Origin of the sequence: Nocardia sp. NPDC049190 (assembly GCF_040648115.1) — a bacterium.
GTDB lineage: Bacteria > Actinomycetota > Actinomycetes > Mycobacteriales > Mycobacteriaceae > Nocardia.
In genome coordinates, this window is record NZ_JBEZDE010000005.1 from 83,837 (window position 1) to 109,711 (window position 25,875).

Sequence of the window (25,875 nt, forward strand, 5' to 3'; positions counted from 1 at the left end):
GCTCCACGCACCTGTGCACACATCACACGCCGCTCGCACAGGTCGGACAACCGAATAGGGCTGCTACGTCTCGGCATCGGACGGCATCGGCTGATCAGTCACCACAGCAACGACCGTCCGACACCGGGATCGATCGCATTTCGCGCGTCTGCGCATTGCGGGCGGCGAGTTCGTCATCGGCGGGGTAGTCCACGCCGATCAGACTGAGGCCGTAGGCAGGGGCGACGGACACCGCACTGGACCGCTCGGTCTCGTGCAACAGGTCGCCCACCCACTCCGGGGTCCGGCGGCCCTCTCCCACCGCCAGCACCGCGCCGACCAGGCTGCGGACCATCGACCAGCAGAACGCGTCAGCGCTGACGTAGGCGGTCAGCAGGTCACCATCGCGCGCCCAGTCGAAGCGCTGGAGTTCGCGGACCGTGGTCGCGCCCTCCCTTCTTCGGCAGAACGCGGCGAAATTATGCAGCCCCAACAGCTTTCGCGACGCCGCACGCATCGCGTCCACGTCGACATCGGATCGGCAGGCGACCACGCTGCCCGCCTGCAACGGCTCGGCGCCGTAGCGGGCGGTGGTCAACCGATAGGCATAGTGGCGTCGGATGGCGGAGAACCTGGCGTCGAACTCGGGCGGCGCGAGGCGTGCGTGCTTGATCCGCACATCCTTCGGCAGGAACCGCGCCATCCGCCGGATCAGCTGGTCGGCGTCCAGTTCGGCGGTCGTGTCGAAATGCGCGACCTGTCCCTCGGCGTGCACGCCCGCGTCGGTGCGCCCCGCGACAGTCAACTGGATCGGCTCGCGGAACACCTTGCTCAGCGACTCCTCCAACACCCCCTGCACCGTCCGCAGCTCGGGCTGACGCGCCCACCCGAGAAAATCGGTGCCGTCGTAGCCGATATCGAGCCGGACGCGCACCGATGTCGCCGGCGCGCCGGCCGCGAAAGCCTCCATCGTCACAGAGCGCGGCTCGGTCGACGTCGACCCCGACGAATCCCGCACGGTCACACTGGTCTCCTAGTGAAACGAACAAGCCCGCCGACCCAGTGCGGGGCGGCGGGCTCGTTCGAGAACTACGACGCGAGGCGTCAGGCGTCCTTCTTGTACTCGGCGGCCCCGTCGGCATCCGGAGTCTCGGTGGTCTCGGCGACGGCCTCGTCGGCCTGCTCCTCGACTACCTCGGCGGCCGGAGCCTGCTCGACCTTCTTCGACGCGGCGACACGACGAGCGCGATCGGCCTCGTTGGTCACGGTCTTCTCCCGGACCAGTTCGATGATCGCCATCGGCGCGTTGTCACCCTTGCGGGGCAGCGTCTTGGTGATGCGGGTGTAGCCACCCTCGCGTCCCTCGAACGACGGGCCGATCTCCGCGAAGAGTTCATGCACGACGTCCTTGTTGCGGATCACTTTGAGCACCTCGCGACGGTCGGCCAGCGTGCCGCCCTTCGCCTTGGTGATCAGCTTCTCCGCGTAAGGACGCACGGCCTTGGCCTTGGCCTCGGTGGTGGTGATCCGGCCGTGCTCGAAGAGCGCCGTGGCCAGATTGGCGTAGATCGCCTTCTGGTGCGACGCCGACCCGCCGAAGCGGGCACCCTTCTTGGGCTTGGGCATTGTTGGTTCTCCTTGTATTCGGGCCGCTCCCGGGCCCTGGCGTGGTCACGCTCCGCTACCGCCTGCGGGCTCGGCGCGCACGCCGCGGTGTGCGGCCGGTCCGGGGCGCCTACCCCGACGGCCTAGAGCTGTTCGGTTTCGGCGTAGTCCTGCTCGCCGCCATCGGTGTCACTGAACGTGCCGTTGTCACTCCACGTCCCGGTGCTCGCGTCATAACCCACCACACTGGACGGGTCGAACGACGCCGGGCTGTCCTTGAGCGAGAGGCCGAGCGCGTGCAGCTTGACCTTGACCTCGTCGATGGACTTCTGGCCGAAGTTACGGATGTCCAGCAGGTCCGACTCGGTGCGGGCGACCAGCTCGCCCACCGTGTGCACACCCTCGCGCTTGAGGCAGTTGTAGGACCGGACGGTGAGGTCCAGGTCCTCGATCGGCAGACCGAACGAGGCGATGTGGTCCGCCTCGGCCGGCGAGGGGCCGATCTCGATGCCTTCGGCTTCGACGTTCAGCTCGCGGGCCAGGCCGAAGAGCTCGACCAGGGTCTTGCCCGCCGAGGCGAGCGCGTCCCGCGCGCTGATGGAGTTCTTGGTCTCCACGTCCAGGATGAGCCGGTCGAAGTCGGTGCGCTGCTCGACACGGGTGGCCTCGACCTTGTAGGTCACCTTCAGCACCGGCGAGTAGATCGAATCCACCGGGATCCGGCCGATTTCCGCGCCGGAGGCCTTGTTCTGCACGGCGGGGACATAACCGCGACCGCGCTCGACGACGAGCTCGATCTCCAACTTGCCCTTGTCGTTCAGGGTCGCGATGTGCATGTCCGGGTTGTGCACGACAACGCCGGTCGGCGGGACGATGTCACCGGCGGTGACGGTGCCCGGCCCCTGCTTGCGCACGTACATCGTGACCGGCTCGTCCTCCTCCGAGGACACGACCAGACCCTTGAGGTTCAGGATGATGTCGGTGACATCCTCCTTCACACCGGGCACGGTGGTGAACTCGTGCAGCACGCCGTCGATACGAATGCTCGTCACCGCGGCCCCCGGAATCGAGGACAGCAGGGTACGCCGCAGCGAGTTGCCGAGCGTGTAACCGAAACCCGGCTCGAGCGGTTCGATGGTGAACTTCGAGCGGTTCTCCGCGACGACCTCTTCGGTCAGCGTCGGACGCTGTGAAATCAGCATTAGGATCATCCTCCTTTTTGGGCGCCCGCTATTTGACGCCTCGTCTCAGGGGTTGTGCGTGACCGCCCGAGCGACCGACGAGCAGCCGTCGGCGCTGGACGATCACGCACCAGCAGTCCATTATGTGCGCCGCCCTCGGTATCCCGCGGGCCGGCACACACGCACTTACTTCGAGTAGTACTCGACGATCAGCTGTTCCTGCAGCGGCACATCGATCTGGGCGCGCTCGGGCACCTGGTGCACCAGGATCCGCAGCCGGCCCGGGATCACCTGCAGCCAGCCGGGAACCGGACGGTCACCGACGGTCTCCCGGGCCACCTGGAACGGCAGGGTGCCCAGCGACTTCTCCTTGACATCGATGATGTCGTACTGGGTGACCTGGTAGCTGGGAACGTCGACCTTCTTGTTGTTCACCAGGAAGTGGCCGTGGCTGACCAGCTGACGGGCCTGCCTGCGGGTACGGGCCAGACCAGCGCGGTACACCACGTTGTCCAGGCGGGTCTCCAGCAGACGCAGCAGGTTGTCACCGGTCTTGCCCTTGAGGCGGTTGGCCTCTTCGTAGTACCGGCGGAACTGCTTCTCCATCACGCCGTAGGAGAAGCGAGCCTTCTGCTTCTCCTGCAGCTGCAGCAGGTACTCGCTCTCCTTGATCCGCGCGCGGCCGTGCTGGCCGGGCGGGTAGGGACGGCGCTCGAACGCCTGGTCGCCTCCGACGAGGTCGACACGCAGACGACGCGACTTGCGGGTGATAGGGCCTGTATAACGAGCCATTTTTCGCTATTCCTTTCCCGCTAGACGCGACGCCGCTTGGGCGGACGGCAGCCGTTGTGCGGCTGCGGGGTGACATCGGAGATCGTGCCCACCTCGAGGCCGGCGGCCTGCAGCGAGCGGATCGCCGTCTCGCGGCCCGAACCCGGGCCCTTGACGAACACATCCACCTTCTTGACGCCGTTCTCCTGCGCCTTGCGGGCAGCGTTCTCGGCGGCGAGCTGCGCGGCGAACGGGGTCGACTTGCGCGACCCCTTGAAGCCGACGTGGCCCGACGACGCCCACGAGATGACGTTGCCGTTGGGGTCGGTGATCGACACGATCGTGTTGTTGAACGTGCTCTTGATGTGCGCGTGGCCGTGCGGAACGTTCTTCTTTTCCCGGCGACGCGACTTCTGGGTCTTCTTGGGGCCGGAGGCCCGTGACTTCGGAGGCATCGGTTATCCCTACTTCTTCTTGCCGGCGACGGTGCGCTTCGGGCCCTTGCGGGTGCGCGCGTTGGTCTTGGTGCGCTGGCCACGCACGGGCAGTCCACGACGGTGGCGCAGCCCCTGGTAGCAGCCGATCTCGATCTTGCGACGGATGTCGGCCTGCACCTCGCGGCGCAGGTCACCCTCGACCTTGAGGGACGAACCCTCGATGTAGTCACGCAGCTGCGTGACCTGCTCGTCGCTGAGGTCCTTCGAGCGCAGGTCCGGGCTGACGCCGGTCGCCGCGAGGATCTCCTTGGAGCGGGTACGGCCGATGCCGAAAATGTAGGTCAGCGCGATCTCCATGCGCTTTTCGCGCGGGAGGTCAACGCCCATGAGACGTGCCATGTGGCAGTTTCCTTACTGTTGCGGAGGTCTGCTCCCAGTCCGTCCCCTCGTCTTATGGGGCACCGGCCTCCGAACCGGTGGTAGGCGCGCACGCCAGGGGCGAACCCTGTTTTCGGCAGCGTGCGGCTGGTGCTGGGAGTTCTTCTGTGCCAATCCGAACTGCGGTTCGGTGCTTGGCTGGTGGTGCGTCGAGCGACGCCTTCGGCAAGCCTCCGGCGCTGTGCAGCGAGGTTTCCCCCGCTTCCGCTCAGCCCTGGCGCTGCTTGTGGCGCAGGTTGTCGCAGATCACCATGACCCGGCCGTGACGGCGGATCACCTTGCACTTCTCGCAGATCTTCTTGACGCTCGGCTGAACCTTCACGTCCGTCCAATCTGTTGTGGTTCACACAGGTGTGAACACAGGTTTTCCCCAGTCGGCGACTGGGGAAGTCTCTGTGGTGAGTCTTTCGACTCGGTCCCGGCGAATGCCGGGACTACGGCCGAAACGCACCGAACGGACCGCGCCGAGCGCGCGATCACTTGTATCGGTAAACGATCCGGCCACGCGACAGGTCGTAGGGCGAGAGCTCGACGACCACACGGTCCTCGGGGAGGATACGAATGTAGTGCTGCCGCATCTTCCCGCTGATGTGCGCGAGAACTTTGTGCCCGTTCTCGAGCTCGATCCGGAACATCGCATTGGGCAGCGGCTCGACAACTCGACCCTCGACCTCGATGGCCCCGTCCTTCTTCGCCATGTCCTCCGCGATCCCGGTTACGCTCAACCTGGTTTGTTTGTCGTGTTTCTGCTTGGATGAATCGATCGCTGGCAGCAACCGATCGCACGCAAACAGTCGGCGCGTAGGTGCACCGCCGACCCAGCTTACCGACCCGCCTCGGATCGGGCAAAAACGCCTCCCTATATACCCGCGCCGACAGGCGTTTCGCGGCAGCCTTCCCACATCTGGCGGGGGTCCGATCCTCCGCCACGGACGGCTCCCGTTGTCGCGTAAACTGACCGCTGTCCAGGTAATGGGTCGAGCAGATCAAGGGGGATGCGTGAGCCGCGATAACGACGGCCTCCCCATGCTGCCACCGTGGCTATCGGAGAGCGAAGTCACACAGGTCGGCTACGAAGCCCCGGTACAGAACCTTCCGCATGACGAGCTCATCGAGGAGATATCCCCGCGCAAACGCGGACGGTTCAGGGGCCGGGCACCGGAAGCCGGCCGGACCGAAGCCCCGCGCCCGGAGAAGCGCCGCAAAGGCTGGCGCCGGGACAAGCAAGACGAGCAGTCCGAACAGCAGCGTCCGAACGAGCGTGGCCGGGCCCGCCTGCCCGGGCCGGAAGCACTGCGGTGGGACCAACGACCGCACGACGCGTGGCCGCCACCGGCTCCCGAGCAGGCGCCGCCGCGTCCGGACAATTCCTGGCAGGACGCACCCCCGCGCACCGACGTCCCGCAGCCCGGCCTGCCGACCCGAAACCCCGCGCAGCCTTCCCGTGGGTTCCAACCGCTGGGCAGCAAGCCCGCCGAGCAGCCGACGTCGAACGATCAGGCGACGCCACACCAGGCCCGCAGGCCGGATCTGCCGCCGTCACCCCTCGTCGACTCGCCAGCACAGGTGAGCGGTGAGCGACCTGGCCAGGCGCCGAGCGATACGGGGACCGGACCGTCGATACCGCAGGGTTTCGCCGAACCGGCGGAGGCGGTGGGTGCGCGTCCCCCGATCGACGGGCGCACCGGGCAGACTCCTGTGGAGCGGTCCGCGCCGTCGACGGCGGAAATCCTCGCCGCGCCGGGGAACGAACCGAGTCGATCCCCCGCACCGACGGGGCTTGCTGCCACATCCACGAGCGGTCCCGCCGTAGCGGATCCCCACAGTCCGCCGCCGTGGCTCGCCGCGCCGAGCCCTGGCCCCGCAGCGCCAGTGGCGACAACGGACACGCCGCGCCGCCTCCCGCCACTGCCCGACCCGCCCGCGCCAGACGAGCGCAGGCACAACGGTGCGCCGTCGCTCGACGAACGACAGGTTCCGCCACCCGACGCCGACGGTCCGACCCGCCGGATCGTTCGCACCGACTCGGGGCCGATCCGGCCCGTCCCCGAGCAGGCCGCCGACCAGCCCGGTAGGCCAGGTTCCGACCTTGCCCCCGCCTCGGATGACCGCACGACATCGGTAGAGCGGCCATGGCCCCCCGGCGCGGCGCCGAACTCCGGCTCGGCACGGCCTGTCGCCGGCGGACGACACCGGCAGCCCGCCGAGCCCGGCGAGCGGTCAGGTTCCCAGGCGGCAGGCGGTCAGACGCCGAACTTCGACCAGCAGCAGGCCGATCCAGCTCGACCGCATCCGGGCCACCCACAGCCCGGGCCGCACGTTCCGGGCCACCCCGTCCGCGAACACACCGGGCACCTACCGCATTTCGCGGGCGGCCAGGCGCCGGGCGGCGAACCTGCTCCCCCGCGCGGCCGCCCCGATCCGTCCCGGATCGGCGCCGATCATCCGATCGCGGGGCCGACCGAATCCAGCGGCCGCCCTGCCCAATTCATCGACGAGGCCCCGGTCGGCGAGGCTGCCGGTCAATCGCGAAACGCCGCCGAGCAGGGCGCTCCCCGCGGGTGGGAGAACTCCGGCCAGGCGACGGCGCACACCCGAGCACCCGGCGAGCAACCTCGACCGCAGCCGCAGAACTATCCGCCACCCACTCCGGCGGCGAACAGCACGCCGTGGGGCAATCGGCCGGGATTCGCACCACCGCCCGCACAGCAGCCGGACAACCCACCGGGCGCGCCATACCAGCAGCCTTCGCTGGACAACGTCCCGATGCGGCGGGTCAAGCGGGCGCCGGGTAGCGGGTGGCGCAAGGCGGTGCACCACGTCTCCGGCGGCGCGATCAACCCCGGCATGTCCGCTGAGGAACTCAGGCTGCAGGAGTTGGTCGCACGGATCCGGCAGCCGGTCCGGGGTGACTATCGGATCGCGGTGCTCTCGCTCAAGGGTGGCGTCGGAAAGACCACCACGACCATGGGTATCGGCTCCACCTTCGCGTCCATCCGGGGTGACCGGGTTATCGCGGTGGACGCCAACCCGGACTTCGGCACGCTGTCGCAGCGGGTATCGCTGCAAACCAGATCCACCGTGCGCGACTTGCTACTCGACCCGTCCATCCAGCGATATTCGGATGTGCGCAGGCACACCTCGCAGTCCACCACCCGACTGGAAGTGCTTGCCAGCGAACGCGATCCGGCCGCCTCGGAGGCGTTCAGCGAGGAGGAGTACCGCGCGGTGGCCCGCATCCTGCAGCGGTTCTACAACATCATCCTGACCGACTGCGGCACCGGATTGATGCACTCGGCGATGTCGGGCGTCCTCGACCTGGCCCACTCGCTGGTGCTGATCTCCTCGCCCGCGATCGACGGGGCACGCAGTGCCGCGGCGACTTTGGACTGGCTGTCGCTGCACGGACACGATCACCTGGTGCGCAATGCGGTGGTGGTGATCAACTCGCCGCAGGCCGGGTCGCCGAACGTCGGCATCCAGCAGCTGCGGGAGTACTTCCTGACCCGCTGCCGGGCCGTGCACATCATCCCGTTCGACGCGCATATGTCCGAGGGCGCCGAGATCGACCTGCACCGGCTGCACAAGCAGACCAAACGGGCGTACGTCGAGCTGGCCGCGACCGTCGCAGACGATTTCGCCACGGACCACCGCCGCTATCGCCCGTAACACGCTACGTACCGCGACCCGTAGCCCGTCCGACGACCTGTGCTGTCAGAAGGATTCGATCGAGTATCGTCCGACGACTCGGCGTCTCGCACCGCGGCGCTGACGCCGAGTCACCGGTTCACCACTCCGGAAGTCGTCTTCGACCCGCCATGACATCGCGCACCAGATCGTCGTAGGCGTCCGCGAGTTCGGCAAGACGATGCCAGGCACTGTGCAGCAACTCGTCGTGCGCATCCAGGGTCATCAACGCGTGATGCGCGCGCACCGACGACTCCGCCAGGCGGTCGATCACCGCACCCACCGTCTCGGTGTGCAGAGTCGCGCCCAGCCGATGCTGCGGCACGCCGCGCACCACCCAGTCGTCGATCGCCATGACCAATTCGGCCCTGCGGCGTTCGATTTCGCGAACTACCGACAGCGCGGTGTCCACCGACCCGCCGCGGCCGACCAGCCGACGTTCATGCAATACGGCCAGGTCCCGGGCAAACCACAACAGCGGACCGCCGACGACACGATGCCCACGACACGCCCGAACGAGTAAGTCGGACATGGGAACTAGTCCGGGTGCCGAAGACTGTACAAAAGAACCGACACACCTCGGTGTGCCGGGGGGAGCCATTACAACTGTTGTATCCGAACCTGCCACGTTGCCTCGCCGTTCATCGCCGCACAACACCGGATCAGGACGTTCATTACAATAAACCTCTGAAGGCACCTGTCAAGCGTTACCCGGCCGTAGGGAGTCACGAAGAGAACACTCTTCGTTACCTGCCCGACCTACCGAGGAGCACGATGCCGGACGGTCCGATGTATCACCGGATCGCAGACCTCCTCCGCGAGGAGATCCGCGCAGCCAGATGGAAGCCCGGCGACCGACTGCCGAGTCATGCCGAACTAGCCGATCAGATGCAGGTCTCGATTACCACCGCCCGCAACGCGATCCACGTCTTGGTGACCGAGAATCTGGTCTACACAGCTACTTCCCGCGGGACGATCGTTCGAAACCAAGAAGTGCTGGAATCGGTGGTCACCGATCCTCTTCGGCCCGACCGACCGAGGTCCGCGCACGACATCTTCGAAGAGATAGCCAAGGCGGCGGGACGCGAACCGACCAAGGAGTTCAGCGCGAAGATGGAGCCGGCCGGCCCGGAGGTGGCGCTGTGGCTCGGCCTCCCGCTGCACTCCTGGGTGCTGGCGCGCACCGTCGTCCAATACCTGGACAACGAGCCGTGGTCGTGGGAAGTCAGCTTCTACCCGCGGGACCTGGCCGAGGCCACCGGAATCGATTCCCCGCACGACATCCCCGAGGGGACGACGCGCCGCCTGGCCGACCGCGGTCACGCGGAGACCGCATACCGCGACACGCTGGCGGCGCATCCGGCCAGCGCGGAAGAAGCCGTCGTCCTCGATGTCGCCACCGGCACCATCCTGCTGGACCACCTCCGGATCGGCGCCAACCACGAACGGGTCACCCGAGCCACCCGGCACCGGTCGATCGCCACCGGCAACCGGCTCGCCTACGAACTCGGCGACGACGAGGGCACCACCCTTATCCGGAACACGCTCGACTCGTCATCCGCACCGGGTGTCTCGCTGCCATGACCACCCTACTGCGCCAGGCGACTTCGGGCGATCTAGGGATGATCTGCCGGTTGCGCATCCAACGGACGGCCTGGCTCACCGCACAGGGCTCCGATCAATGGACGGTGGCCGGTCGCGGCCGTCCCATCGAGATCTTCGCCCGAGCCGTCGGCGACGCGCTCGACGCGGGCGAAACCTGGATCGCGGAGGTGGCGGGCGAACCCGCCGGAACGATCACCGTCAACGAGCGCGCCGACCCCGGACTGTGGTCCCCGCAGGAAATCGACAGCGCACTGATCGTCCATTTCATGATCGTCGACCTACGCTTCGCCGGTCGGCACATCGGCCACCGATTGCTCGCCCACGCGGGAAGGCTGGCGTGGCAACAACAACGCAAGTGGATCCGACTCAACGCCTGGACCACCAACACCGACTTGCACGACTACTACCGTAGAGCCGGTTTCCACCTCACTCGCATCGCAGGTCCGGTGACGGCCGGACCCTCCCAGGCGCTGTTCGAACGTCGCAGCGACAGCTGGGATTTCGACCGGCTCGCTACAGCTGCGGCAGGTGGGACACCTGGATCATCTCCGGCTCACCGCTGCGGGAAACCAGGATGCCCCGGCCCGGCGGAAGCTTCGACGAGCGGATGTCACCCAGCAGTTTTCCTTCGTCCTTTGGCGCACTCATCAGCAACGCGTCAACCGAAAGCTCCTTGAGCCTGCCGAGCACCCGGTCGTACAACGCTCGCGACGCACCGCCCGAGCGGCGCGTCACGATCAAGTGCAGGCCGATGTCGCGAGCCTGCGGGAGAAACTCGAGCAGCGGCTCCAGCGGATTCACCCCGGTCGCGACCATGTCGTAGTCGTCGACGACGACATAGATCTCCGGTCCGGTCCACCAACTGCGCTCCCGCAGCTGTTTCGGAGTGATGTCCGATCCAGGGATGCGCCTGCCGAGGTACGCGGCGACCTCTTTGATCATTCCGATCGAGGTCTGCGATGAGGTCGAGTATCCGGCCAGCTGGTCGCCCTCGATGAGGCCGAGCATGGTGCGCCGGTAGTCGATGAGGATGACCCGTGCCTGCTCGGCATTCGAGTTCTCCACCACGCCCAGGACGATATTGCGCAGCAAGGTGGTCTTGCCGCATTCCACATCCGCGAATGCCATGAGATGCGGCTGGGTACCGAAATCCAGGACCACCGGCGCGAGTTCGGCTTCCCCCAGCCCGACGACGACCCGCGTCGGGCCGAGTTCGATACCGCGCTCACGCGCGGCCGCGAGCACATCCTCGCGCGATATCTCCAGGGGCAGCATGCGCACCTCGGGGGCGCGACGACCGCCGAAGAGCTCGTTCATCTGTTGCTTCGCGGCGCCGACGCCCTCGGCCAGTGTCTGCGGGTCGGAGTTCGAGTCCAACCGCGGCAACGCGATGAGCATATGCAGTTTCTCCGGAGTCAGGCCACGCCCCGGACGGCCGACCGGGATGAGTACGGCGGTGCGCCGGTCCATCTCGGAGTCGGACGGGTCGCCGAGCCGAAGTTCCAGCCTGGTCCCGATGAGATCCTTGACGGCAGGTCGGATCTCGGCCCAGCGCGACGCCCCGACCATGAGATGGATGCCATAGGACAAGCCCTGCGCCGCGATGGCGTTCAGAGCCGGCTCGAGCATCTCGAATTCGGCGCGGATTGTCGGCCATCCGTCGATCACCAGGAACACGTCGCCGTGCAGGTCCTCCGACAGCGGGTGGGCCGCGCGCTCCGCGGCGGGCATCTGGCTCAACTGCGCCTTGCGCTTGCGGAACTCGTGGATCGACTCGATGCCCAGCTCACGGAAACGTTCCTCGCGCTGGTGCAGCAGTGTGGTCATCTCCGCGACGGTCCGGCGGACCCGGTCGACTTCCAGTCTGCCCGCTACCGATCCGACGTGCGGCAGATCCGCCAAGCCGGCGAGGGTACCGCCACCGAAGTCCAGACAATAGAACTGCACTTGCTCGGGGGTGTGTGTGGCAGCGGCCGCCATGATGACAGTGCGCAGGGTGGTCGACTTACCCGCCTGCGGGCCGCCGACCACGGCGAGATTGCCCTGTCCTCCGGACAGGTCGATGACCAGCACGTCACGGCGCTGCTCGTAGGGCTTGTCGATCACGCCGATCGGCAGCCACAGCTGACCGTGCCGGTTCGCCGGCGACCGCCAATCCGGATCGGGCAGCAGCATGTCGACCGAGGGCGACTCGTCCAATGGCGGCAACCACACCTCGTGCGCTGGCCGTCCGTGCCCGGTCAGGCGCTGGACGACGACTTGCAGCAGGGTGGCGGGCACCGCTTCGGCGGGCCGGGTGGCCTCACTCGGCGGGGGTGGTAGCTCGAGCTCACCTGGCGGCGGCGGTAGCTCCGGAAGGCCACGGGCCACAGCACTGTCGAGGAAGGCCGACTCCTGTTCGGGCGCCTCGACCTCGCTGGCGGTGAACACCACCGCCGACTGGCCGCCCACCGGACGCCCGTCGACCTGTTGCGTGCCGCGCGGCGAAACATACGGCCCGGACACGTAGCTGGCATTGAACCGCAGCGGATCGGCCGCGTCGCTCTTGAGGTAGGCGGATCCCGGCACGCTGGGCAGGTGGTAGGCGTCGGTGATACCGAGTACCGCACGCGATTCGTTCGCCGAGAAGGTACGCAGCCCGATCCGGTAGGACAGATGACTGTCCAAACCGCGCAGCTTGTTCTCTTCCAGTCGCTGCGAGGCCAGCAACAGATGCACCCGCAGCGAGCGCCCCAGCCGACCGATCATCACGAACAGATCGGCGAAATCCGGTTTCTGCGACAGGAGCTCGGAGAACTCGTCGACGACGATGAACAGCGCGGGCAGCGGGTCGATCTGGGCGCCCGCGGCGCGGGCCTGCTCGTACTCGGTGACGTTCGCGAAGTTGCCCGCTGAGCGCAGCAGTTCCTGCCGGCGGTTCATCTCGCCGGCAAGGGCGTCCTTCATACGGTCGACCATCGAGAGTTCTTCCTCGAGGTTGGTGATGACCGCGGCCACGTGCGGCAGCGAGTCGAGACCGAGGAAGGTCGCACCACCCTTGAAGTCGACCAGCACCAGGTTCAACAGATCCGGTGAATGCGAGGTCACCATCGACAACACCAGGGTGCGCAGAAACTCCGACTTACCCGAACCCGTTGCGCCGATGCACAACCCGTGTGGTCCCATACCGTTCTCGGCGGACTCCTTGATGTCGATCTCCACCGGGGTACCGTCCGGAGTGACACCGATCGGCACCCGCAGCCGCTCCCGGAGACTGCGTGGACGCCACACCAGAGCCGGATCGATCTGCGCGGCGTCCGGAATCTTCAGTAGCGACATCAGGCCCGGATCGGCGCGTGTTTCGTCGCCGAGGCTGACGATCTGCGCGGCCGTCGCGACGCGGAAGCGGGCCAGGTCCCGGGCGAGCGATTCCGCCTCCGCAACCGTCACCGCGTCTGCGGTCGCGAACTTCTCGATGCCCGCGGCCGATTTCGCCGCGACCATGCCGTCGCCGATGACGAGCTGTAGCCCGCGGCGCACGGCCAGCCCGTTCTGGGGGGCGGTGAGGTCGAGGACCGTGACGGAATCCAGGCCCGCGTCGCTGACGATCCGGTCGGTGCTGCTCACGTAGCCGTCATCGATGATGACGAGCAGGTGGACCCGCCCCGCGGTCGGTTGCGCGTTGCGCATGAAACGGCCGCGTTCGAGCAGCTCGGCCGCCATGGCGGTCTCCAGCTCGGCCAGCGAGCGGTACATCATCCTGGCCGAGCCCATCCCATCCCGTTCGACCGGATGTTGCAGGTGCGGCAGCCATTTGGCGAACGACCACGCCTCGCCGTCCGGGTCGGCGCAGATGATGGCGACGGCGGTGTGGTCCGGACCGTGGAACGCCACGAACTCCATGAGCATCGCCCGCACCAGGGTGCGGGCCTCGGCGGGATCACCTTCGATATTGATGGCCGGAAACGCGCGCAGCGAGATGGCGGTCGGCAGGCCGTGCACCACCGAGTGGGTCCGGACGAATCGGCGCAGCGCCACGGTCGACACCGGCTCCAAGTCCTCCAGCGGACCGGTCTCCGGCCGCGCCAGTTTGGTAGCGAGGCGATGGCTGCCGACGCCGACGCGCACATGCCCGAAATCCGGGTCGTTCGGTCGCCGCTCCCACATCCGCCGAGTGCCGACGATCGATTGCAGATCGGCCGGGTCGGGGTGGCTCCAGGTCAGGGCATCGAGCTGGGAATGGCCGGTCTTGCGCACATCCTTGCGCACCTGATCCAAGTAGCGGAAGTAGTCCTTGCGCTCCTCGTTGAGCTCGGCGGCCTTCTTCGGACCGCCGCCCCCGCGCATTCCCGCCATCATGCCGACCATCGACATCAGCATCATCATCGGGAACATCATCATGAAAGGGTTGGCCAAGAGATTGCGCCCCATCATGGCCATCATCGCGATCATCCCGACCACGGCCACCACCATGACAAGTGGCATCAGCTTCGTCAGCAATCCGGCCGGCACCGCCCGCGGGATCTCCGGCGGCGCCGTCAGCGCCACTTCACCGCCGGGTGGCCGCGGCGGCGCGATCCGCGGTCTGCGCACAAAACCTTCGGTTGCCATGTCCTACTGTCCTTCTTCCGTAGGTTCCGCGGTGTCGATCGCATCGACACGGGTCCGGCGGAACGGAATCGACAATGCGTATCCGATGCCGAGCAGCGCGAGCAAGACGATCGTGCCGATGGTGGCCACTCGCCGGGGCATGGGATCGACGTAGGGCGGCGGCGGCGGCCCGGCGATGGGGCGCGCCGTGTCTGTTCCCGCGCTCACCGGTTGTGCGGGCAGTTGCGCCGTCAAGGCCGCCAACGGGTCGATGAGCCCGTGCCCGAGCTGATCGTCGCGTCCGGCGCCGGGCGACTGTGCGGTGCGGGTGATCCGATCGATCACCTGCCCCGCCGACAGCTCCGGGAACCGCGCGCGCACCAGCGCCGCGAGCCCGGAGACATATGCGCTGGCGAAGCTGGTCCCGTCGATGGATCCGGCGCCTTCGTCGGTCTGCACGGCGTTGACCAACCCCACCCCGCCGGGTTTGCTGTCGAGCGAGACGATGTCGCGCCCCGGCGCCGCGACGCCCACCCAGGGACCGAATATCGAGAACGGCGACGGCTTGCCGTCGGCTTCCACCGAGGCCACCGACAGCACGTAGGGGGAAAACCAGGCCGGACTCACCGCGGTGTTGACCGCCCCCCAGCCCGAACCGTCATTCTGAGCGCCGCAAGCACCGCTTTGCTGGATATTTCCGGCGGCGGCGACCACAACGACGTTGCGTTCGTAGGCGTATTTCACCGCGGCGCCCAGCGCCCCGTCGACGGGAGCGACTCCGGCGGGCGTGCAGGCCACTTCGGAGATGTTGATCACCGTGGCCCCCCGATCGACCGCGCGCACGACAGCGGCGGCCAGCGTCAGCACGGTTCCGTACCCGGTGCTCGAGATCGCGCCCGGCACCTCGCGGCGGTTGCGGTCCTTCGGCTCGTAGGCCAGGCTCAACTGCCGAATCGCGAGGATCTGCGCGTCCGGTGCGACGCCGACGAACGCGTCATCCGGACTCGGCCGTGCCGCGATGATGCCGGCCACGAGAGTGCCGTGGCCGTCACAGTCGACCGTTCCGTTCGAGTCGGAGACGAAGTCGCCGCCGGGCTCCAGGGCTGGTAGGCGCGGATGCGGGTTCACGCCGGTGTCGACAACCGCGACTTTCTGGCCGCCGCCGCGGCTGAACTGCCATGCGGCGGGGAGGTCCAGAATCCGCTGCGCCAACGGCGCATCCCGCGGCGGGGCGCCTGTGAGCAGCGGTTCGGCGCACACAGATCGCTGCTCGGTAGCGTCGGGCGGTCCGTTGACGGCCAGCGCCGCGCCCAGCGCACCGTCATCGATGGCCGGCGGCGCGATCGCATGCGCCGGCGCGGGCAGTCCGACGAAGCTCAGACCGAGAACCGCCGCGACACCGGCCAGCCGCAACGGTATTCGTGACTTGTGCTGCCTCGCGATAGCCATCGATGTCACAGGTTTCTAGCGGCGGCGTACACGTCCATGATCCAGAGCACCAGCGGAATAATGCTGACGATCAGCAGGTATTCGAAGATCTCGCCCATCCGGCGGGTCACCGGCGACATCTCGGTATTCGGCCCGATGACACCGAACACCACCGCGATCGCCGCGACCGCGAGCAGCATCCCGGCGATCGGCACCAGCCACGAGGGATGGCCGAGGGCCAGACCGACCATGGTCGCGATCAAGGTGGCGACGCCGCCCACGATCAGCGTGCTCGCCTGAGTCAGGTCGGCGAATGAACGTCCCCGTAGACACAGGATGAGCGCGATGACCACGGCCAGCGCGATACCTTGCCACCGCGCCGCGCCGAACGGGTCCGCGCCGATCACCGCACCCGCCACGGCCGCCACCGTGGACCCGATGAGTACGCCGGACTGGTACTGGTTGGCGGCGCTGGCCCGCAGTTCCAGTCCCACCGCCGAGGGAAGAGCGGTGGCGCCGATGGCGCCGATGTCCTCGATAGTGGGCCGCGGTTCGTGGTCGGCCGGGTCGATCGCCGCGCCCGCGGTCGGCACCGGCGGCACCGGCAGCCGCGCCGCCGCGACCGCGAGCCGCGGAGCCATGGTGACCACGATGAGGGCGGCAACCATCGCGCCGGCGGCGATCTTCGGCGGATCCGTCTCCCAGACCATGTGCACGAACGCGGCGACACCGCCGAACAACGCCATGGTGATGGCCGCGGCGAACATCGTCGCGCCGACGCCGGTGATGCTGTAGCCGACCGCCGCGGCGACCAGGGCCGCAACGCAGGCCAGCAGCAGGTGCGGACTGCCGATATCGCCCGGCACGAACAATGCCGCGCTGGCGAAGAACAAGAGCACCGCGGACAACGACAACATCACGGCAACCAACCGCGCCTGATACATCCGTATCGCGATCACGGCCGCGGCCATCGCGGCCGCGCCGGCGCCGACCGTCAGGAAGCCGGTCGCGATACCCGCGCCGTGACTTCTGGCTGCGAGCAGCAGCGCGATCGCCGCGAGCGCCGCGACGAGGCTCGCGATCAGGCCCACCCACCGGGCCGATGCCGGCGACCAACTTCGGAACATCTCCGTGGTCAGCTTCGACACCGCGTCGATCACATCGTCGAACAGCGCAGGCGACTCCTTGGCCGTCACCGACCGTAGGACCAGCAGCTCGCCGTCGAACACCTCTGCCTCGGTGAGCGTCTGATTGGGCGGGATCGGGTCACGGCCGACCCGGGCCAACGTCCAATGCTGCGTCCGCAGCGGAGCGCCCTCCTCGGGATCGGTGAAGTCCGGGGTGCGGGATTCGATCAATTCGACGACATCGCCGATGAAGGCGGCGATCGGAATTACTGCGGGCAAACCTAGGTCGATCTGGGTGTTTCCGCCGATAACCGACACACGGCACAGTTCCGGGTCAACGGCACCCAAGCCGCTGGTCGACGACTCGGTCACGGGTTGGATGACTCCCTACACTCAACGCTGTCCCTAGATGGCAACAAACACAATCTATCGAACAAACCGTCATATGGCAGCCGGTATGCTGAGCGAAGAATCGCTCACACCGTAGGCTTTGGGGGCTTACCCGCATGACTGGCAATCGCCAAGCACAACGCGCCTTCGATGCTGGCGTCTTGTCACTAGGCCTGGTTATCGACGGCCAGGAATCCGCCCGCGACCTCGACTACGCCAAACTGGCCTTCCAACGGGCGACCGAATGGGATCCCGGTATGTGCGATGCATGGCTCGGCCGTGCCGCCGCTGGTGAAGTCACCCGCGAGGTGCTGTTCAACATCTACAAGTCCAGCGCGGCAACGCTTTTCCGGGAACAGCGCCGGTTGGGGCTGCGGCCGCGCGAGCTCGCCGGACGCTTCGTCGTCGGCCAGTTCATCGACTATCCGCTGGCCAGCTACACCGAAATCTGGCTGGCGCAGGCTTCGCAATTGATCGCCGAGGGAGACTACGACGAGGCCGAAAAGGTCCTCGACGAATTGGCCGTGCACCGGAAGTCCCAACTGTCGCAGCCCGATCGCGAGACCGACGACCGCATCTGCGCGTACGTGCGCGGGGTCCTGCACTATCAGACCCAGCGTTGGCCCGATGTCATGACGGTGCTCGCGGGCTCCGCCGAGTGGGACGACCCCTACCTGGCCGCTGGCGCACACGTGATGGTCGGCACGGCCTGCGCGCAATTGGGGCTGTTCGGTGAGGCGATCCGGCGGATGGAAAGGGCCGAAGAAGGCCCCATCCCCGCGGCCGCGACCACCGCCCGGTTCTGCCGCGGCCTGTGTCTGCGTGAGACCGGACATGAGGACGAGGCCCAGGCATTGTTCGAGAAGGTGTTCTCCGAGGCGCCGGATTTCGCCGCGAACACCGCAGCGATGCGAGACCGCAAGTATCGCCTCACGGTGTCCACCAAGGAACAGATCGAGGCGCGCACCAACCGCTGGGATCCCGCGTCCGCTCCGTCGACCGAGCAGATGGGCCGCGAGGAGCGCGACGACAAAGCCAAGGTGATCCTCGCGGCCGCGCGCGCGGAGTTGGATGCGCAGATCGGCCTCGCGGCGGTCAAGACGCAGGTCGCCAAGTTGCAGGCGACCGCGCAGCTGGCCAAGATCCGCGCCGAGAAGGGTATGGCCAGCGTGCCGCGCGGACAGCACCTGGCGTTCACCGGCCCTCCTGGCACCGGTAAGACCACCGTCGCCCGGGTGGTCGCCAAGATCTACTGTGGGCTGGGTCTTTTGAAGACCGACAATCTGGTCGAGGCCAAGCGCGCGGATTTCGTCGGCCAGCACTTGGGCAGCACCGCGATCAAGACCTCCAAGTTGATCGACAGCGCGATGGACGGCGTGCTGTTCATCGACGAGGCCTACACCTTGATCCAGACCGGCCTGTCCGGCGGCGACGCGTTCGGCCGCGAGGCCGTGGACACCCTACTCGCACGCATGGAGAACGACCGAGACCGCCTGGTCGTGATTATCGCGGGATACGACGGCGAGATCGACCGGCTGCTCGCGGCCAACGACGGCCTCGCTTCCCGCTTCGCCAAACGGGTCAAGTTCGATTCCTACACCCCGGAGGAGTTGGGCCAGATCGGGCAGTTCATCGCCCACAAAAGAGATTCCACGATCTCCGACGAAGGCCAAGCGTTGCTCGTGCAGGCTTGCGCGGATCTGTACGGCAAAACGAGCACCGACCAGACCGGTCAGCCGCGCCGCGGGATCGACCTCGCCGGCAACGGCCGCTTCATCCGCAACGTCATCGAAGCGGCCGAGGAGGAACGAGAGTTCCGGCTGGCCAACGACGAAAATCTGGACCTGACCACTGTGAACGAGAGCGTTCTGATGCGCATCGAAGCCGACGACATGCGCAACGCCCTCGACGGCGTCCTCTCCACGTTGCGCTAGTTCTGTTCCGCCTCTCCGCGTTTTTCGGCCGGACCGAGTGCCGCGGAAGTGACGTCGGCGGCTGACGGTCAGGGAGCTGGTCGGGTCGGCCGGTGCCCGGGGAGTTACCCATGTGCTCACGAAATCTATTGTGGCGGTTGGGAATACGCAATAAGAGATCTCGTGAGCACATGGGTAACCCCCCGGGCGCGAGCTCACCGAGCCAGCGCTCGTCAGGAAGCCGCCGACGCCACTGTTGTGCCATGCGAGTCCGGCCACAACCCCGGAGAGTCGGAACAGTTCAGTTCGTTGTCGTGCCGGTCGGCAAGGTGTCGTGGCTGACGAGGGCGTTCTTGGCCGACAGGGTCGGGCCGGGGACCATCTGGCCGATGATCGGCCACGGGGCCAGACGTGGTTTCGGCGTCAGACCGAGCACGGCCGCGGTCTCGGCGTCGGGCACCCCGTAGCGGATTCCATTGTCGGCCACATAGAACAGGGTGCCTCGACGGGCGCTTTCCGGGTCCATGCCGGTTGCCTGGACGTACTCGCCCGAGTTCGGCGGCAGGTACGCGGCGTCTACCCGATCGCCGGTGCCGTCCGAGGTCGTCAGGGCGACCGGGGTCGCCGAGTCCGCCAGCGGGAGTTTTCGGCCGGCCAGGATCGTCACTGTCGCGGCCGGATCGTCAGCGCCTCTGGACCAGGACGTGCACCCGATCTGATAGCCCTCGGCGGGCAGGATCTTCGGCGTTTCCTGCGGGAAGTGATCGACCGGGAGAGTGGTCAACACCGGCACCCCGACCAGCCGGTCCGGCGGGACGGTGGTGATGTCGCTCATGCCTTGCGAATTCGCGTTGCGAATCACCTGGGCGGCGAAAGGCGTCACCCGTTGCACCCCGTTGGGCAACACGACGTACAGTTCCTCGGCACCGACACCGCGCGCTCTGATCACGCCACCGACGGGTATGTCCGACAGCCGGCCAGGGCCGGGTTGGCCCAGCCGATCGATCTGCGGCGGCTTCAACGCCGGTACCTGGGTGGTCGAGTTCAACAGCCCGGCGCTGACCGGTCTCGGCTGCTGGTTGCGCAACGTCAGCGAGCGGTCCAACACCGAGTCCGCCGGGTCGACCTCCGCGCGCTTGCCGTCGAACATCAGATAGACCTTGTTCTCACGCGTCACCAGCAACGCCTCATCCGATCGCAGTGGCCGGGCCGCGCTCTCGGATTCCGGCTCGACCGCCCCGGCGATCACCGTCGTGTTCACGCCTGGCGAGCGGGCCGCGCTGCCCGCGGCGGACAGCACCACCGAGTCGCACAGCGTCCAGATCGAGCGGTCACCCGTTCCACCGGGCAGGGCAGCGGGAGCGCCGGGAATTCCCAGCAGCGGGCCACGCGGCAGCGAGGTCAGTTTGGATGCTTTCACCGAGGTCGGCGACTCGTTGCTACCCGTAATGAGCCGCGCCGAGGCCAGGTTCAACACCGGATGCAAGGTGTCGTCGACCACCGCGTACAGCGCGCCGCTCTCCTGGGCCATCACGATCTTCGCGTCGTCGACCGATCCCGCCGGCTTCAGAAAGGACAGGATCGCGGCGCCCGCGACCACCAGGATGCCCAAGACGGCGCCGATGGCCAGCGACCGTATCTGCGACCGCATCGGGTCGTGCAACATTCGCACATCACGGCGGATCAGCGCATGCTCGTACCGGCGCAGCAAGAACCGGTATCCGTTGACTTGCGCACGCGTGGTCAACTGTGCTGGCACGACGCCTCCGAACTGACGCGGGTTGGAGCAGGTCGGATCCTATCCTGCCCAGCTCTTTACTTCCCAACACAAGAATTGATTTCGTACCGACACGGGTGACTCGTCGGGTACCAGCCGACCCGGCCACCAACTCACCACCAGCCGCCCAGCACCTGAGTCCGGCCAGAAGACGCGGAGCGGCGGGACAGACAGCGGCGGGACAGGTAGCGAAGGTGGGGAACTTCGGTCCATTATGAGTCCATGGCGTCAACAACGGCCGACCCAGCCGTAGCGGTTCCGGCACCACCGCTGCACTCACCGCAGAACTGGTTGTTCCGAATGCTACCGCTGCGCTTGGTGATTCCGGTCGTGCTCGTCGCGATCGCCATCGCCCTCGCCGCCGTGTCGTTCGACGCACCCACACCCTATGCCGTGGCCGGCGGCGCTCTCGTCGCCGTGATCGGTCTCACCAGACTGCGCGGCAGCTCGCTCGCCGGATTCCTGGACGAGGCCATCACGTTCCGGTGGCACGCCTTCCGCAGCCGTTCCACCGTCGTCAACCACGCGCCGTTCGACGTTCCACTGCCGGAGGGCGGCACGTACGGGATGCGGTGGGATGGCGCGCACCTGATCACCATGCTGCGCATCGACGCACCGCCGCGCTTCGTGACGCTGCTCAGCCCCAGTGGCCTGAGCACGGGAGACAAAGTTCCGCTCCCCGAGCTCGCGCGCTGCCTGAGCCAGTTCGACATCGGTCTCGCGTCCATCGATGTGATCAGCACCGGGGCGCGCACCTCGGACGCCGGTCCGGTCGCGCGGCTCTATGACCAAATCCTCGGTCCGCTGCCCGCGGTCGCGCAGCGAACAGTCTGGATTGTGCTGCGGTTGAACCCACTCGCCAACGTCGGCGCGGTGGACCGCCGCGGCGGGGGCTCCACCGGCGCGCTGCGATCCGGGATAGTCGCGACCCGGCGCGTGGCGAATCGACTGGCCGCCCGCGGGCTCACCGCGTCGGTGTTGTCCGCGGGGGAGATCACCGCGGCGATCCACCAGCTCACCCGCGGCGCCTCGCTCGATCAGCTCAGGGAGACCTCCCAGTGCCTCGAGCACGACGGAATCTATTCCACGTCCTACCAGATGACGCTCGATGCGCTCGGCCCGCGCGGGTTCGCCGATATCTGGGCGACCCAGAGCCTGGCGACAACGATGACCGTGCGGCTCCGGCGCGCGACACGCGACGGCGCACCAGCCCAGAGTGCGGAATCGGCGCCGATCGCGGTGACCGCGACGGTCCGGTTCGACACTCGCCACGAGCCTGCCCAGGTGAGTGCCCCCGGTCTCATACCGATGCCAGGCAAACAGTATCGGGCGCTGCTGCACAGCCTTCCGATCAGCGCCCAGGGACCGGAGCTGCCGATCGACAGCGCTCTCGGCACGCCGGATTCACTGGTCGGCCTGTCCATGCCCATCGCCGGCTGTGGACAACTGATCGGGGCGGACTCCTCCGGGCAGGGTGTGGCGCTGCCGTTGGTCGGTCAGCATGTGCGCCGGATCGAGATCATCGGCGCGCTGCTCATCGCCAAGCAGGTCATCCTGCGCGCCATCGCGTTGGGCGCCACCGTCGTGGTGCACACCAACCGCCATGAGGCCTGGCGGGAGATGGTGGCCTATGTCGATTCGGCGCAGTTGCTGTCGCTGGCCGCCTGGTCGGCCGGTTCCCAGCAGGCGAACTCGCACCGGGCCGCATCCGTCATCGTCTACGACGGAATAGCGCCGTCGACGCACCACTCCGACGCTACGGTCATACTCCTGCGGTCACGTGCGGTCGGTGGCGACTATTTCAACCCCGACATCACCCTGATCGAAGACCCGCAAACCGCGAACCGGGTCACCGTGCGAACTGCCGCGGGAACGACAACCGTAGACATGGTTGCGACGCCTTTCGAGATGACTTACCTCGGCTTGCCGCGGCCGATTCCGGTGTGACGCGACCGGGTCGCGGTATGCACGGATGCCGGGTTCACTGCCGTTCGCGCATACACCATTCCGAACAGATTTCCATGTGGCGGTTCGGCTGCCGGCGGGTAGGACCAATCGGGGTGGACAACGAATTGCCCGCGTACTCCACGTAGAGGAGCACACGGGCAATTCTTCGTCGGCAATGCGACACTGAGTCAGAGGATACTGGCGAAACCGTCGCCGATTTTGCCGTCGGCTCCGACGATGCGGTGGAACGCCTCCTCGACTTTTACCGCCAGAGCATCGAGCTTCTGCAGGGTGTCGGAGAGTTCGCCGGTCAACTTCGCGTGCGTCGTGTCGAAGTTCGCGATGGCTTCATCACCCTTCAGATTCGCACGGAACGCCGTGGCAGCGCCTTCGAGTTCGTCGATCTGCCGCTTCATGGTGGTGCCGTACCGGTCCAGGTCGCTGACCATCTCAGTGATCTTGTTTTTGCTGTACAGGATCGCCATTGTCTTGTCTCCTTCGAATCGAGTTGCCTACGCCAAACCGGCCTGGTCGGTGGTCACGATGGTCTTCTTGCCCTCTTCCACCGCAGTGGAGAAGGCGTCGAGCTTCAGGTTCAGATTTGCCACTTCTTCGTGCCATTCAGCGGCTTTGGTCACGAACTCGCTGTGGGCATCTCCCTGCCAGCCGGCCGCCACCGCTTGGACGGAGTCGTCGATCTGGTTGATAGAGGTCTTGAGGGTCGAGATCGCATCCGTCATACGGTTTTTGACGCCGTCGATACCGGTCGCCTCGACACCGTATTCGCCGCTGCCCGCGCCGCCGTCGCCACCCAGATTTGTCAATGCCATTGCTTTGACCTTTCGAAATCGTTTGTATTCACTGTGAATGCACCGTCGCCACGGCACAGTTGATCGCTCGTCCTATCTGATGCGTCGACTAGGGCATCCACCTTCCTCCGGGCAGGGATTCGATCAGGGCGGAAATCGCCTGCGCGATCCGATGGTCGGAGCCCGGGGTGAAGGTGGACCAGACCCGGAGGTCGGCAGCGGCGCCGGGGCTCGCCACAATACGACCCCGTGCGGTGTCGTACACGGCTACCGCCCCGGACGATCGGGAACTCGCGCCGTCCTCGTGGACATAGGCGACGATTTCGGCATGTGCGTGGCAGCTCGACATCGCCAGACCGAATTCGATCGCGTCCCGCTCGTCGACTACGCCGAGCGCGTACAGCGCCTGGGTGAAATCAGTCGACGACGTTGCCTTGTCGAGACGTTCACGCAGGTCGCCAGCGGGAGCGCTGAAGCTGGCGATCTCGGCGGGCCGGCACGCGCCGAGCGCGCCGAGCACCGGGCGCGCGAGCGCGGCGCCATCGTCGTCGGCCCAGGTGGTGCGGATATCGAAGACGTCGCCGGTCCGGACGACGACCGCGTGCTCGCTGCCCCGGCGCGCCAAACAGACACGCACCGGACCGTTTTCGGTGTAGACGCGGGCCACGAGCTCGCGATCGGGCTGGGAAAGGGTCGACAAGGCGGCGGCGAGTTCGGGGGCGAGTTCGTCGTAACGGTTGACGAGACCGGACGCGCGCAAGCCGCTGAGGGCCTGCCGCTGCGCGTCCTGCCATGCCTCGGCCGAATCCTGCTGGGGGCCGACTCCGAGTACCAGCGGCAGCGTCTGCACACCGAGCAGACCGGACGCGACGAGCAGGCTGTCATTGGTCATCGTCGGCATGGCGGTCTCCTGCCACGCGGGGCGGTCATGACGCTGCCTCGGTCGGCGCCGGTTCCGGCCGTGCCTGCTCGGGCGCGGCGCCGAGCACCGGCGGCGCCGCGTCCAAGCCCGCTTCGATCTGCAGCCCCTCACCCGGCCGGGTGGCGGCCACCGCGGCGCGCACGACGCGTTCGGTTTCGCCCGCGGCCGTGCCGGGATTCATCGCGCCTGGCACCATTCGGCTCGCCGCGTTGTCGGTGACGACCGGAGTCGACTCCACCGGAACGACTTCCGGCGCGGCGACCGATTGCGACACCGTCTGCGTCCGGTAGGCAGTTTTCGCCCGCGGCATCGATAGCCCGGCCAGATTCGGCATACCACCGATGCGGGGTACCCCGCGAGCGCCCGCGGCCGCCGGCGTGGTCTCGGCTGCCCCGGCCTCGGCCTCCAGCGCGGCAGCCGGCGCGATGACCGGCGGATGCTGCTGTTGCCAGGGCATGGCCAGTGGGGTGGCGGCCGCCTCGTAACTCTGCATGACGCGAGCGGCGTTGGCCTTGGCCATATCCTGCTCGGAATCGACCTGGGCGGCGGCAGCGACCAGCGGTGCGCCGAGCGCGGCGCCGGCCTGCTCGATTCCGCGCTTCGTCGCTTCCAGTGCCGCGATCTCGGCGACATGCGGCATCGCCAGGCGCGCCACCTCGTGGGCGACGGCCTGCGCGCCCGCCTTGGCGGCGTTCTGGCTCGCCGCCGCAGCGGCGTCGATCAGCCACTCACGCAGTGTGGCGATGCGCTCGTGCACGGCTTCGCTCTCGCCGTTGCGCCACGATTCGCGGATATTCAGCAGGATCTGTTCGTAGTCCGCTACCGCCGCACCGAAACTCGCAGCCAGCTTCGCCCATGCCATGCTCGCGTCGGCCATCGGCGCGGCGCCGGGCCCTGTCGTCAGGTCCTGTGCCAACTTCTCGGTTGGTCTGGCCTGCCAGACCACACCGGTGAAACCGATTACCGGTGGTTCGACCATACGCGCCGCCCCGTGTCAGCTTCTTCCGAAGTCGGCGGCATTGTCGTCCTCCATCTGCACCAGCACATCGGTGTGGGAACGCAACGCGGCCGCCAGTTTTCGGATCTCCAGCACGCCTGCGGAGGCGGACTCGCCATAAGAGGACGCGACACCGCGCATCGTCTCCGCCGCACGGCCGGACACTTCGTCCAAGCCCGCCGATTCGACGGCGAGCGTTGGCAGGCTCCCGCGCAGGTCGGTGTCCAGACGCGCCGCGAGAGCGTCCAGGTCCGCGGCGGACTTGCGGGCCCGGATCGGATCGAATTCCATGA

At 67.3% G+C, this 25,875-nt stretch carries 23 protein-coding genes and 1 pseudogene; 5 read left to right on the top strand and 19 right to left on the bottom strand.

The window, feature by feature from the left end; genetic code table 11:
- Positions 1 to 94 precede the first annotated feature (94 nt).
- The 8 genes from truA to infA form a co-directional block, all read right to left on the bottom strand.
- A complete protein-coding gene (truA, locus tag AB0B25_RS07095) occupies positions 95 to 949 on the bottom strand; it encodes a tRNA pseudouridine(38-40) synthase TruA (protein WP_357176034.1) in 855 nt (284 codons plus the stop codon).
- 134 nt (positions 950 to 1,083) lie between these two features.
- On the bottom strand, positions 1,084 to 1,605 hold the full coding sequence (gene rplQ / locus AB0B25_RS07100; protein ID WP_357175955.1) for a 50S ribosomal protein L17: 522 nt from the start codon (positions 1,603 to 1,605) through the stop codon (positions 1,084 to 1,086).
- Positions 1,606 to 1,727: 122 nt separating this feature from the next.
- Positions 1,728 to 2,786 carry a DNA-directed RNA polymerase subunit alpha gene (locus AB0B25_RS07105; RefSeq protein WP_357073987.1) on the bottom strand — a complete coding sequence of 353 codons (1,059 nt, stop codon included), beginning with the start codon at positions 2,784 to 2,786 and terminating at the stop codon, positions 1,728 to 1,730.
- 165 nt (positions 2,787 to 2,951) lie between these two features.
- On the bottom strand, positions 2,952 to 3,557 hold the full coding sequence (rpsD, locus tag AB0B25_RS07110) for a 30S ribosomal protein S4 (RefSeq protein ID WP_357175958.1): 606 nt from the start codon (positions 3,555 to 3,557) through the stop codon (positions 2,952 to 2,954).
- A gap of 20 nt (positions 3,558 to 3,577) precedes the next feature.
- Positions 3,578 to 3,991, bottom strand: coding sequence for a 30S ribosomal protein S11 (rpsK, locus tag AB0B25_RS07115; RefSeq protein WP_014981768.1), 414 nt, complete (start codon positions 3,989 to 3,991; stop codon positions 3,578 to 3,580).
- Between the two features lie 9 nt (positions 3,992 to 4,000).
- Positions 4,001 to 4,372, bottom strand: a complete 372-nt coding sequence (gene rpsM / locus AB0B25_RS07120) for a 30S ribosomal protein S13 (RefSeq protein WP_357073993.1) — start codon at positions 4,370 to 4,372, stop codon at positions 4,001 to 4,003.
- Between the two features lie 247 nt (positions 4,373 to 4,619).
- Complete coding sequence (rpmJ, locus tag AB0B25_RS07125) at positions 4,620 to 4,733, bottom strand: 50S ribosomal protein L36 (protein ID WP_011207363.1); 114 nt, start codon at positions 4,731 to 4,733, stop codon at positions 4,620 to 4,622.
- 154 nt (positions 4,734 to 4,887) lie between these two features.
- On the bottom strand, positions 4,888 to 5,109 hold the full coding sequence (infA, locus tag AB0B25_RS07130; protein ID WP_003418601.1) for a translation initiation factor IF-1: 222 nt from the start codon (positions 5,107 to 5,109) through the stop codon (positions 4,888 to 4,890).
- Between the two features lie 301 nt (positions 5,110 to 5,410).
- Here infA and AB0B25_RS07135 point away from each other — a divergent pair, with 301 nt between their 5' ends.
- Positions 5,411 to 8,080, top strand: a complete 2,670-nt coding sequence (locus AB0B25_RS07135) for an AAA family ATPase (RefSeq protein WP_357175962.1) — start codon at positions 5,411 to 5,413, stop codon at positions 8,078 to 8,080.
- 118 nt (positions 8,081 to 8,198) lie between these two features.
- Here the strand turns inward: AB0B25_RS07135 and AB0B25_RS07140 are convergent, their stop codons facing one another.
- On the bottom strand, positions 8,199 to 8,630 hold the full coding sequence (locus tag AB0B25_RS07140; RefSeq protein ID WP_357073996.1) for a DUF4254 domain-containing protein: 432 nt from the start codon (positions 8,628 to 8,630) through the stop codon (positions 8,199 to 8,201).
- A 242-nt stretch (positions 8,631 to 8,872) separates the two neighbouring features.
- Here AB0B25_RS07140 and AB0B25_RS07145 point away from each other — a divergent pair, with 242 nt between their 5' ends.
- Positions 8,873 to 9,682, top strand: coding sequence for a GntR family transcriptional regulator (locus AB0B25_RS07145; RefSeq protein ID WP_357175965.1), 810 nt, complete (start codon positions 8,873 to 8,875; stop codon positions 9,680 to 9,682).
- Between the two features lie 32 nt (positions 9,683 to 9,714).
- Here the strand turns inward: AB0B25_RS07145 and AB0B25_RS07150 are convergent, their stop codons facing one another.
- The gene (locus AB0B25_RS07150) at positions 9,715 to 9,966 is read right to left on the bottom strand and encodes a hypothetical protein (RefSeq protein WP_357176036.1); all 252 of its coding nucleotides are present in this window, start codon (positions 9,964 to 9,966) and stop codon (positions 9,715 to 9,717) included.
- Between AB0B25_RS07150 and AB0B25_RS07155 the strand changes: the two are divergent.
- Positions 9,871 to 10,068, top strand: a pseudogene (locus AB0B25_RS07155) (GNAT family N-acetyltransferase); the annotation flags it as partial. The gene AB0B25_RS07150 and the pseudogene AB0B25_RS07155 overlap by 96 nt on opposite strands.
- A gap of 148 nt (positions 10,069 to 10,216) precedes the next feature.
- Here AB0B25_RS07155 and eccCa read toward each other — a convergent pair.
- The 3 genes from eccCa to eccD are packed head-to-tail and all read right to left on the bottom strand — an operon-like array spanning position 10,217 to position 17,199.
- Complete coding sequence (gene eccCa, locus AB0B25_RS07160) at positions 10,217 to 14,293, bottom strand: type VII secretion protein EccCa (protein WP_357175967.1); 4,077 nt, start codon at positions 14,291 to 14,293, stop codon at positions 10,217 to 10,219.
- 3 nt (positions 14,294 to 14,296) lie between these two features.
- On the bottom strand, positions 14,297 to 15,721 hold the full coding sequence (gene mycP / locus AB0B25_RS07165) for a type VII secretion-associated serine protease mycosin (RefSeq protein ID WP_357175970.1): 1,425 nt from the start codon (positions 15,719 to 15,721) through the stop codon (positions 14,297 to 14,299).
- 5 nt (positions 15,722 to 15,726) lie between these two features.
- Positions 15,727 to 17,199, bottom strand: coding sequence for a type VII secretion integral membrane protein EccD (gene eccD / locus AB0B25_RS07170; protein WP_357175972.1), 1,473 nt, complete (start codon positions 17,197 to 17,199; stop codon positions 15,727 to 15,729).
- Between the two features lie 134 nt (positions 17,200 to 17,333).
- Between eccD and eccA the strand changes: the two genes are divergently transcribed.
- Entirely contained in the window at positions 17,334 to 19,151 is a 1,818-nt protein-coding gene (eccA, locus tag AB0B25_RS07175) for a type VII secretion AAA-ATPase EccA (RefSeq protein WP_357175974.1), read from the top strand.
- Between the two features lie 280 nt (positions 19,152 to 19,431).
- On the opposite strand, the gene eccB is transcribed toward eccA, so the two are convergent.
- Positions 19,432 to 20,889 (bottom strand): type VII secretion protein EccB, encoded by a 1,458-nt coding sequence (eccB, locus tag AB0B25_RS07180; protein WP_357175976.1) that lies wholly within the window; start codon positions 20,887 to 20,889, stop codon positions 19,432 to 19,434.
- 240 nt (positions 20,890 to 21,129) lie between these two features.
- On the opposite strand from eccB, the gene eccE reads away from it, so the two are divergent.
- Positions 21,130 to 22,854 carry a type VII secretion protein EccE gene (eccE, locus tag AB0B25_RS07185; protein ID WP_357175979.1) on the top strand — a complete coding sequence of 575 codons (1,725 nt, stop codon included), beginning with the start codon at positions 21,130 to 21,132 and terminating at the stop codon, positions 22,852 to 22,854.
- A 188-nt stretch (positions 22,855 to 23,042) separates the two neighbouring features.
- Here the strand turns inward: eccE and AB0B25_RS07190 are convergent, their stop codons facing one another.
- The 5 genes from AB0B25_RS07190 to AB0B25_RS07210 form a co-directional block, all read right to left on the bottom strand.
- A complete protein-coding gene (locus tag AB0B25_RS07190) occupies positions 23,043 to 23,339 on the bottom strand; it encodes a type VII secretion protein EsxR (protein ID WP_357175981.1) in 297 nt (98 codons plus the stop codon).
- Between the two features lie 27 nt (positions 23,340 to 23,366).
- Entirely contained in the window at positions 23,367 to 23,684 is a 318-nt protein-coding gene (locus AB0B25_RS07195) for a WXG100 family type VII secretion target (protein ID WP_357175983.1), read from the bottom strand.
- Positions 23,685 to 23,772: 88 nt separating this feature from the next.
- The gene (locus AB0B25_RS07200) at positions 23,773 to 24,564 is read right to left on the bottom strand and encodes an ESX secretion-associated protein EspG (RefSeq protein ID WP_357175985.1); all 792 of its coding nucleotides are present in this window, start codon (positions 24,562 to 24,564) and stop codon (positions 23,773 to 23,775) included.
- A gap of 25 nt (positions 24,565 to 24,589) precedes the next feature.
- Positions 24,590 to 25,564 carry a PPE domain-containing protein gene (locus AB0B25_RS07205; protein ID WP_357175987.1) on the bottom strand — a complete coding sequence of 325 codons (975 nt, stop codon included), beginning with the start codon at positions 25,562 to 25,564 and terminating at the stop codon, positions 24,590 to 24,592.
- Between the two features lie 15 nt (positions 25,565 to 25,579).
- Positions 25,580 to 25,873, bottom strand: a complete 294-nt coding sequence (locus AB0B25_RS07210) for a PE domain-containing protein (RefSeq protein ID WP_357175989.1) — start codon at positions 25,871 to 25,873, stop codon at positions 25,580 to 25,582.
- Positions 25,874 to 25,875: the final 2 nt, after the last annotated feature.

Coding starts and splice junctions, on each gene's coding strand:
- AB0B25_RS07145 (WP_357175965.1), top strand. CDS start 8,873: ATGCCGGACGGTCCGATGTATCACCGGATCGCAGACCTCCTCCGCGAG.
- AB0B25_RS07195 (WP_357175983.1), bottom strand. CDS start 23,684: ATGGCATTGACAAATCTGGGTGGCGACGGCGGCGCGGGCAGCGGCGAA.
- truA (WP_357176034.1), bottom strand. CDS start 949: ATGGAGGCTTTCGCGGCCGGCGCGCCGGCGACATCGGTGCGCGTCCGG.
- eccA (WP_357175974.1), top strand. CDS start 17,334: ATGACTGGCAATCGCCAAGCACAACGCGCCTTCGATGCTGGCGTCTTG.
- rplQ (WP_357175955.1), bottom strand. CDS start 1,605: ATGCCCAAGCCCAAGAAGGGTGCCCGCTTCGGCGGGTCGGCGTCGCAC.
- rpsM (WP_357073993.1), bottom strand. CDS start 4,372: ATGGCACGTCTCATGGGCGTTGACCTCCCGCGCGAAAAGCGCATGGAG.
- AB0B25_RS07200 (WP_357175985.1), bottom strand. CDS start 24,564: ATGCCGACGATGACCAATGACAGCCTGCTCGTCGCGTCCGGTCTGCTC.
- rpsD (WP_357175958.1), bottom strand. CDS start 3,557: ATGGCTCGTTATACAGGCCCTATCACCCGCAAGTCGCGTCGTCTGCGT.
- AB0B25_RS07140 (WP_357073996.1), bottom strand. CDS start 8,630: ATGTCCGACTTACTCGTTCGGGCGTGTCGTGGGCATCGTGTCGTCGGC.
- eccE (WP_357175979.1), top strand. CDS start 21,130: ATGGCGTCAACAACGGCCGACCCAGCCGTAGCGGTTCCGGCACCACCG.
- rpsK (WP_014981768.1), bottom strand. CDS start 3,991: ATGCCTCCGAAGTCACGGGCCTCCGGCCCCAAGAAGACCCAGAAGTCG.
- AB0B25_RS07150 (WP_357176036.1), bottom strand. CDS start 9,966: ATGGACGATCAGTGCGCTGTCGATTTCCTGCGGGGACCACAGTCCGGG.
- mycP (WP_357175970.1), bottom strand. CDS start 15,721: ATGGCTATCGCGAGGCAGCACAAGTCACGAATACCGTTGCGGCTGGCC.
- AB0B25_RS07205 (WP_357175987.1), bottom strand. CDS start 25,564: ATGGTCGAACCACCGGTAATCGGTTTCACCGGTGTGGTCTGGCAGGCC.
- eccCa (WP_357175967.1), bottom strand. CDS start 14,293: ATGGCAACCGAAGGTTTTGTGCGCAGACCGCGGATCGCGCCGCCGCGG.
- AB0B25_RS07210 (WP_357175989.1), bottom strand. CDS start 25,873: ATGGAATTCGATCCGATCCGGGCCCGCAAGTCCGCCGCGGACCTGGAC.
- infA (WP_003418601.1), bottom strand. CDS start 5,109: ATGGCGAAGAAGGACGGGGCCATCGAGGTCGAGGGTCGAGTTGTCGAG.
- AB0B25_RS07190 (WP_357175981.1), bottom strand. CDS start 23,339: ATGGCGATCCTGTACAGCAAAAACAAGATCACTGAGATGGTCAGCGAC.
- AB0B25_RS07105 (WP_357073987.1), bottom strand. CDS start 2,786: ATGCTGATTTCACAGCGTCCGACGCTGACCGAAGAGGTCGTCGCGGAG.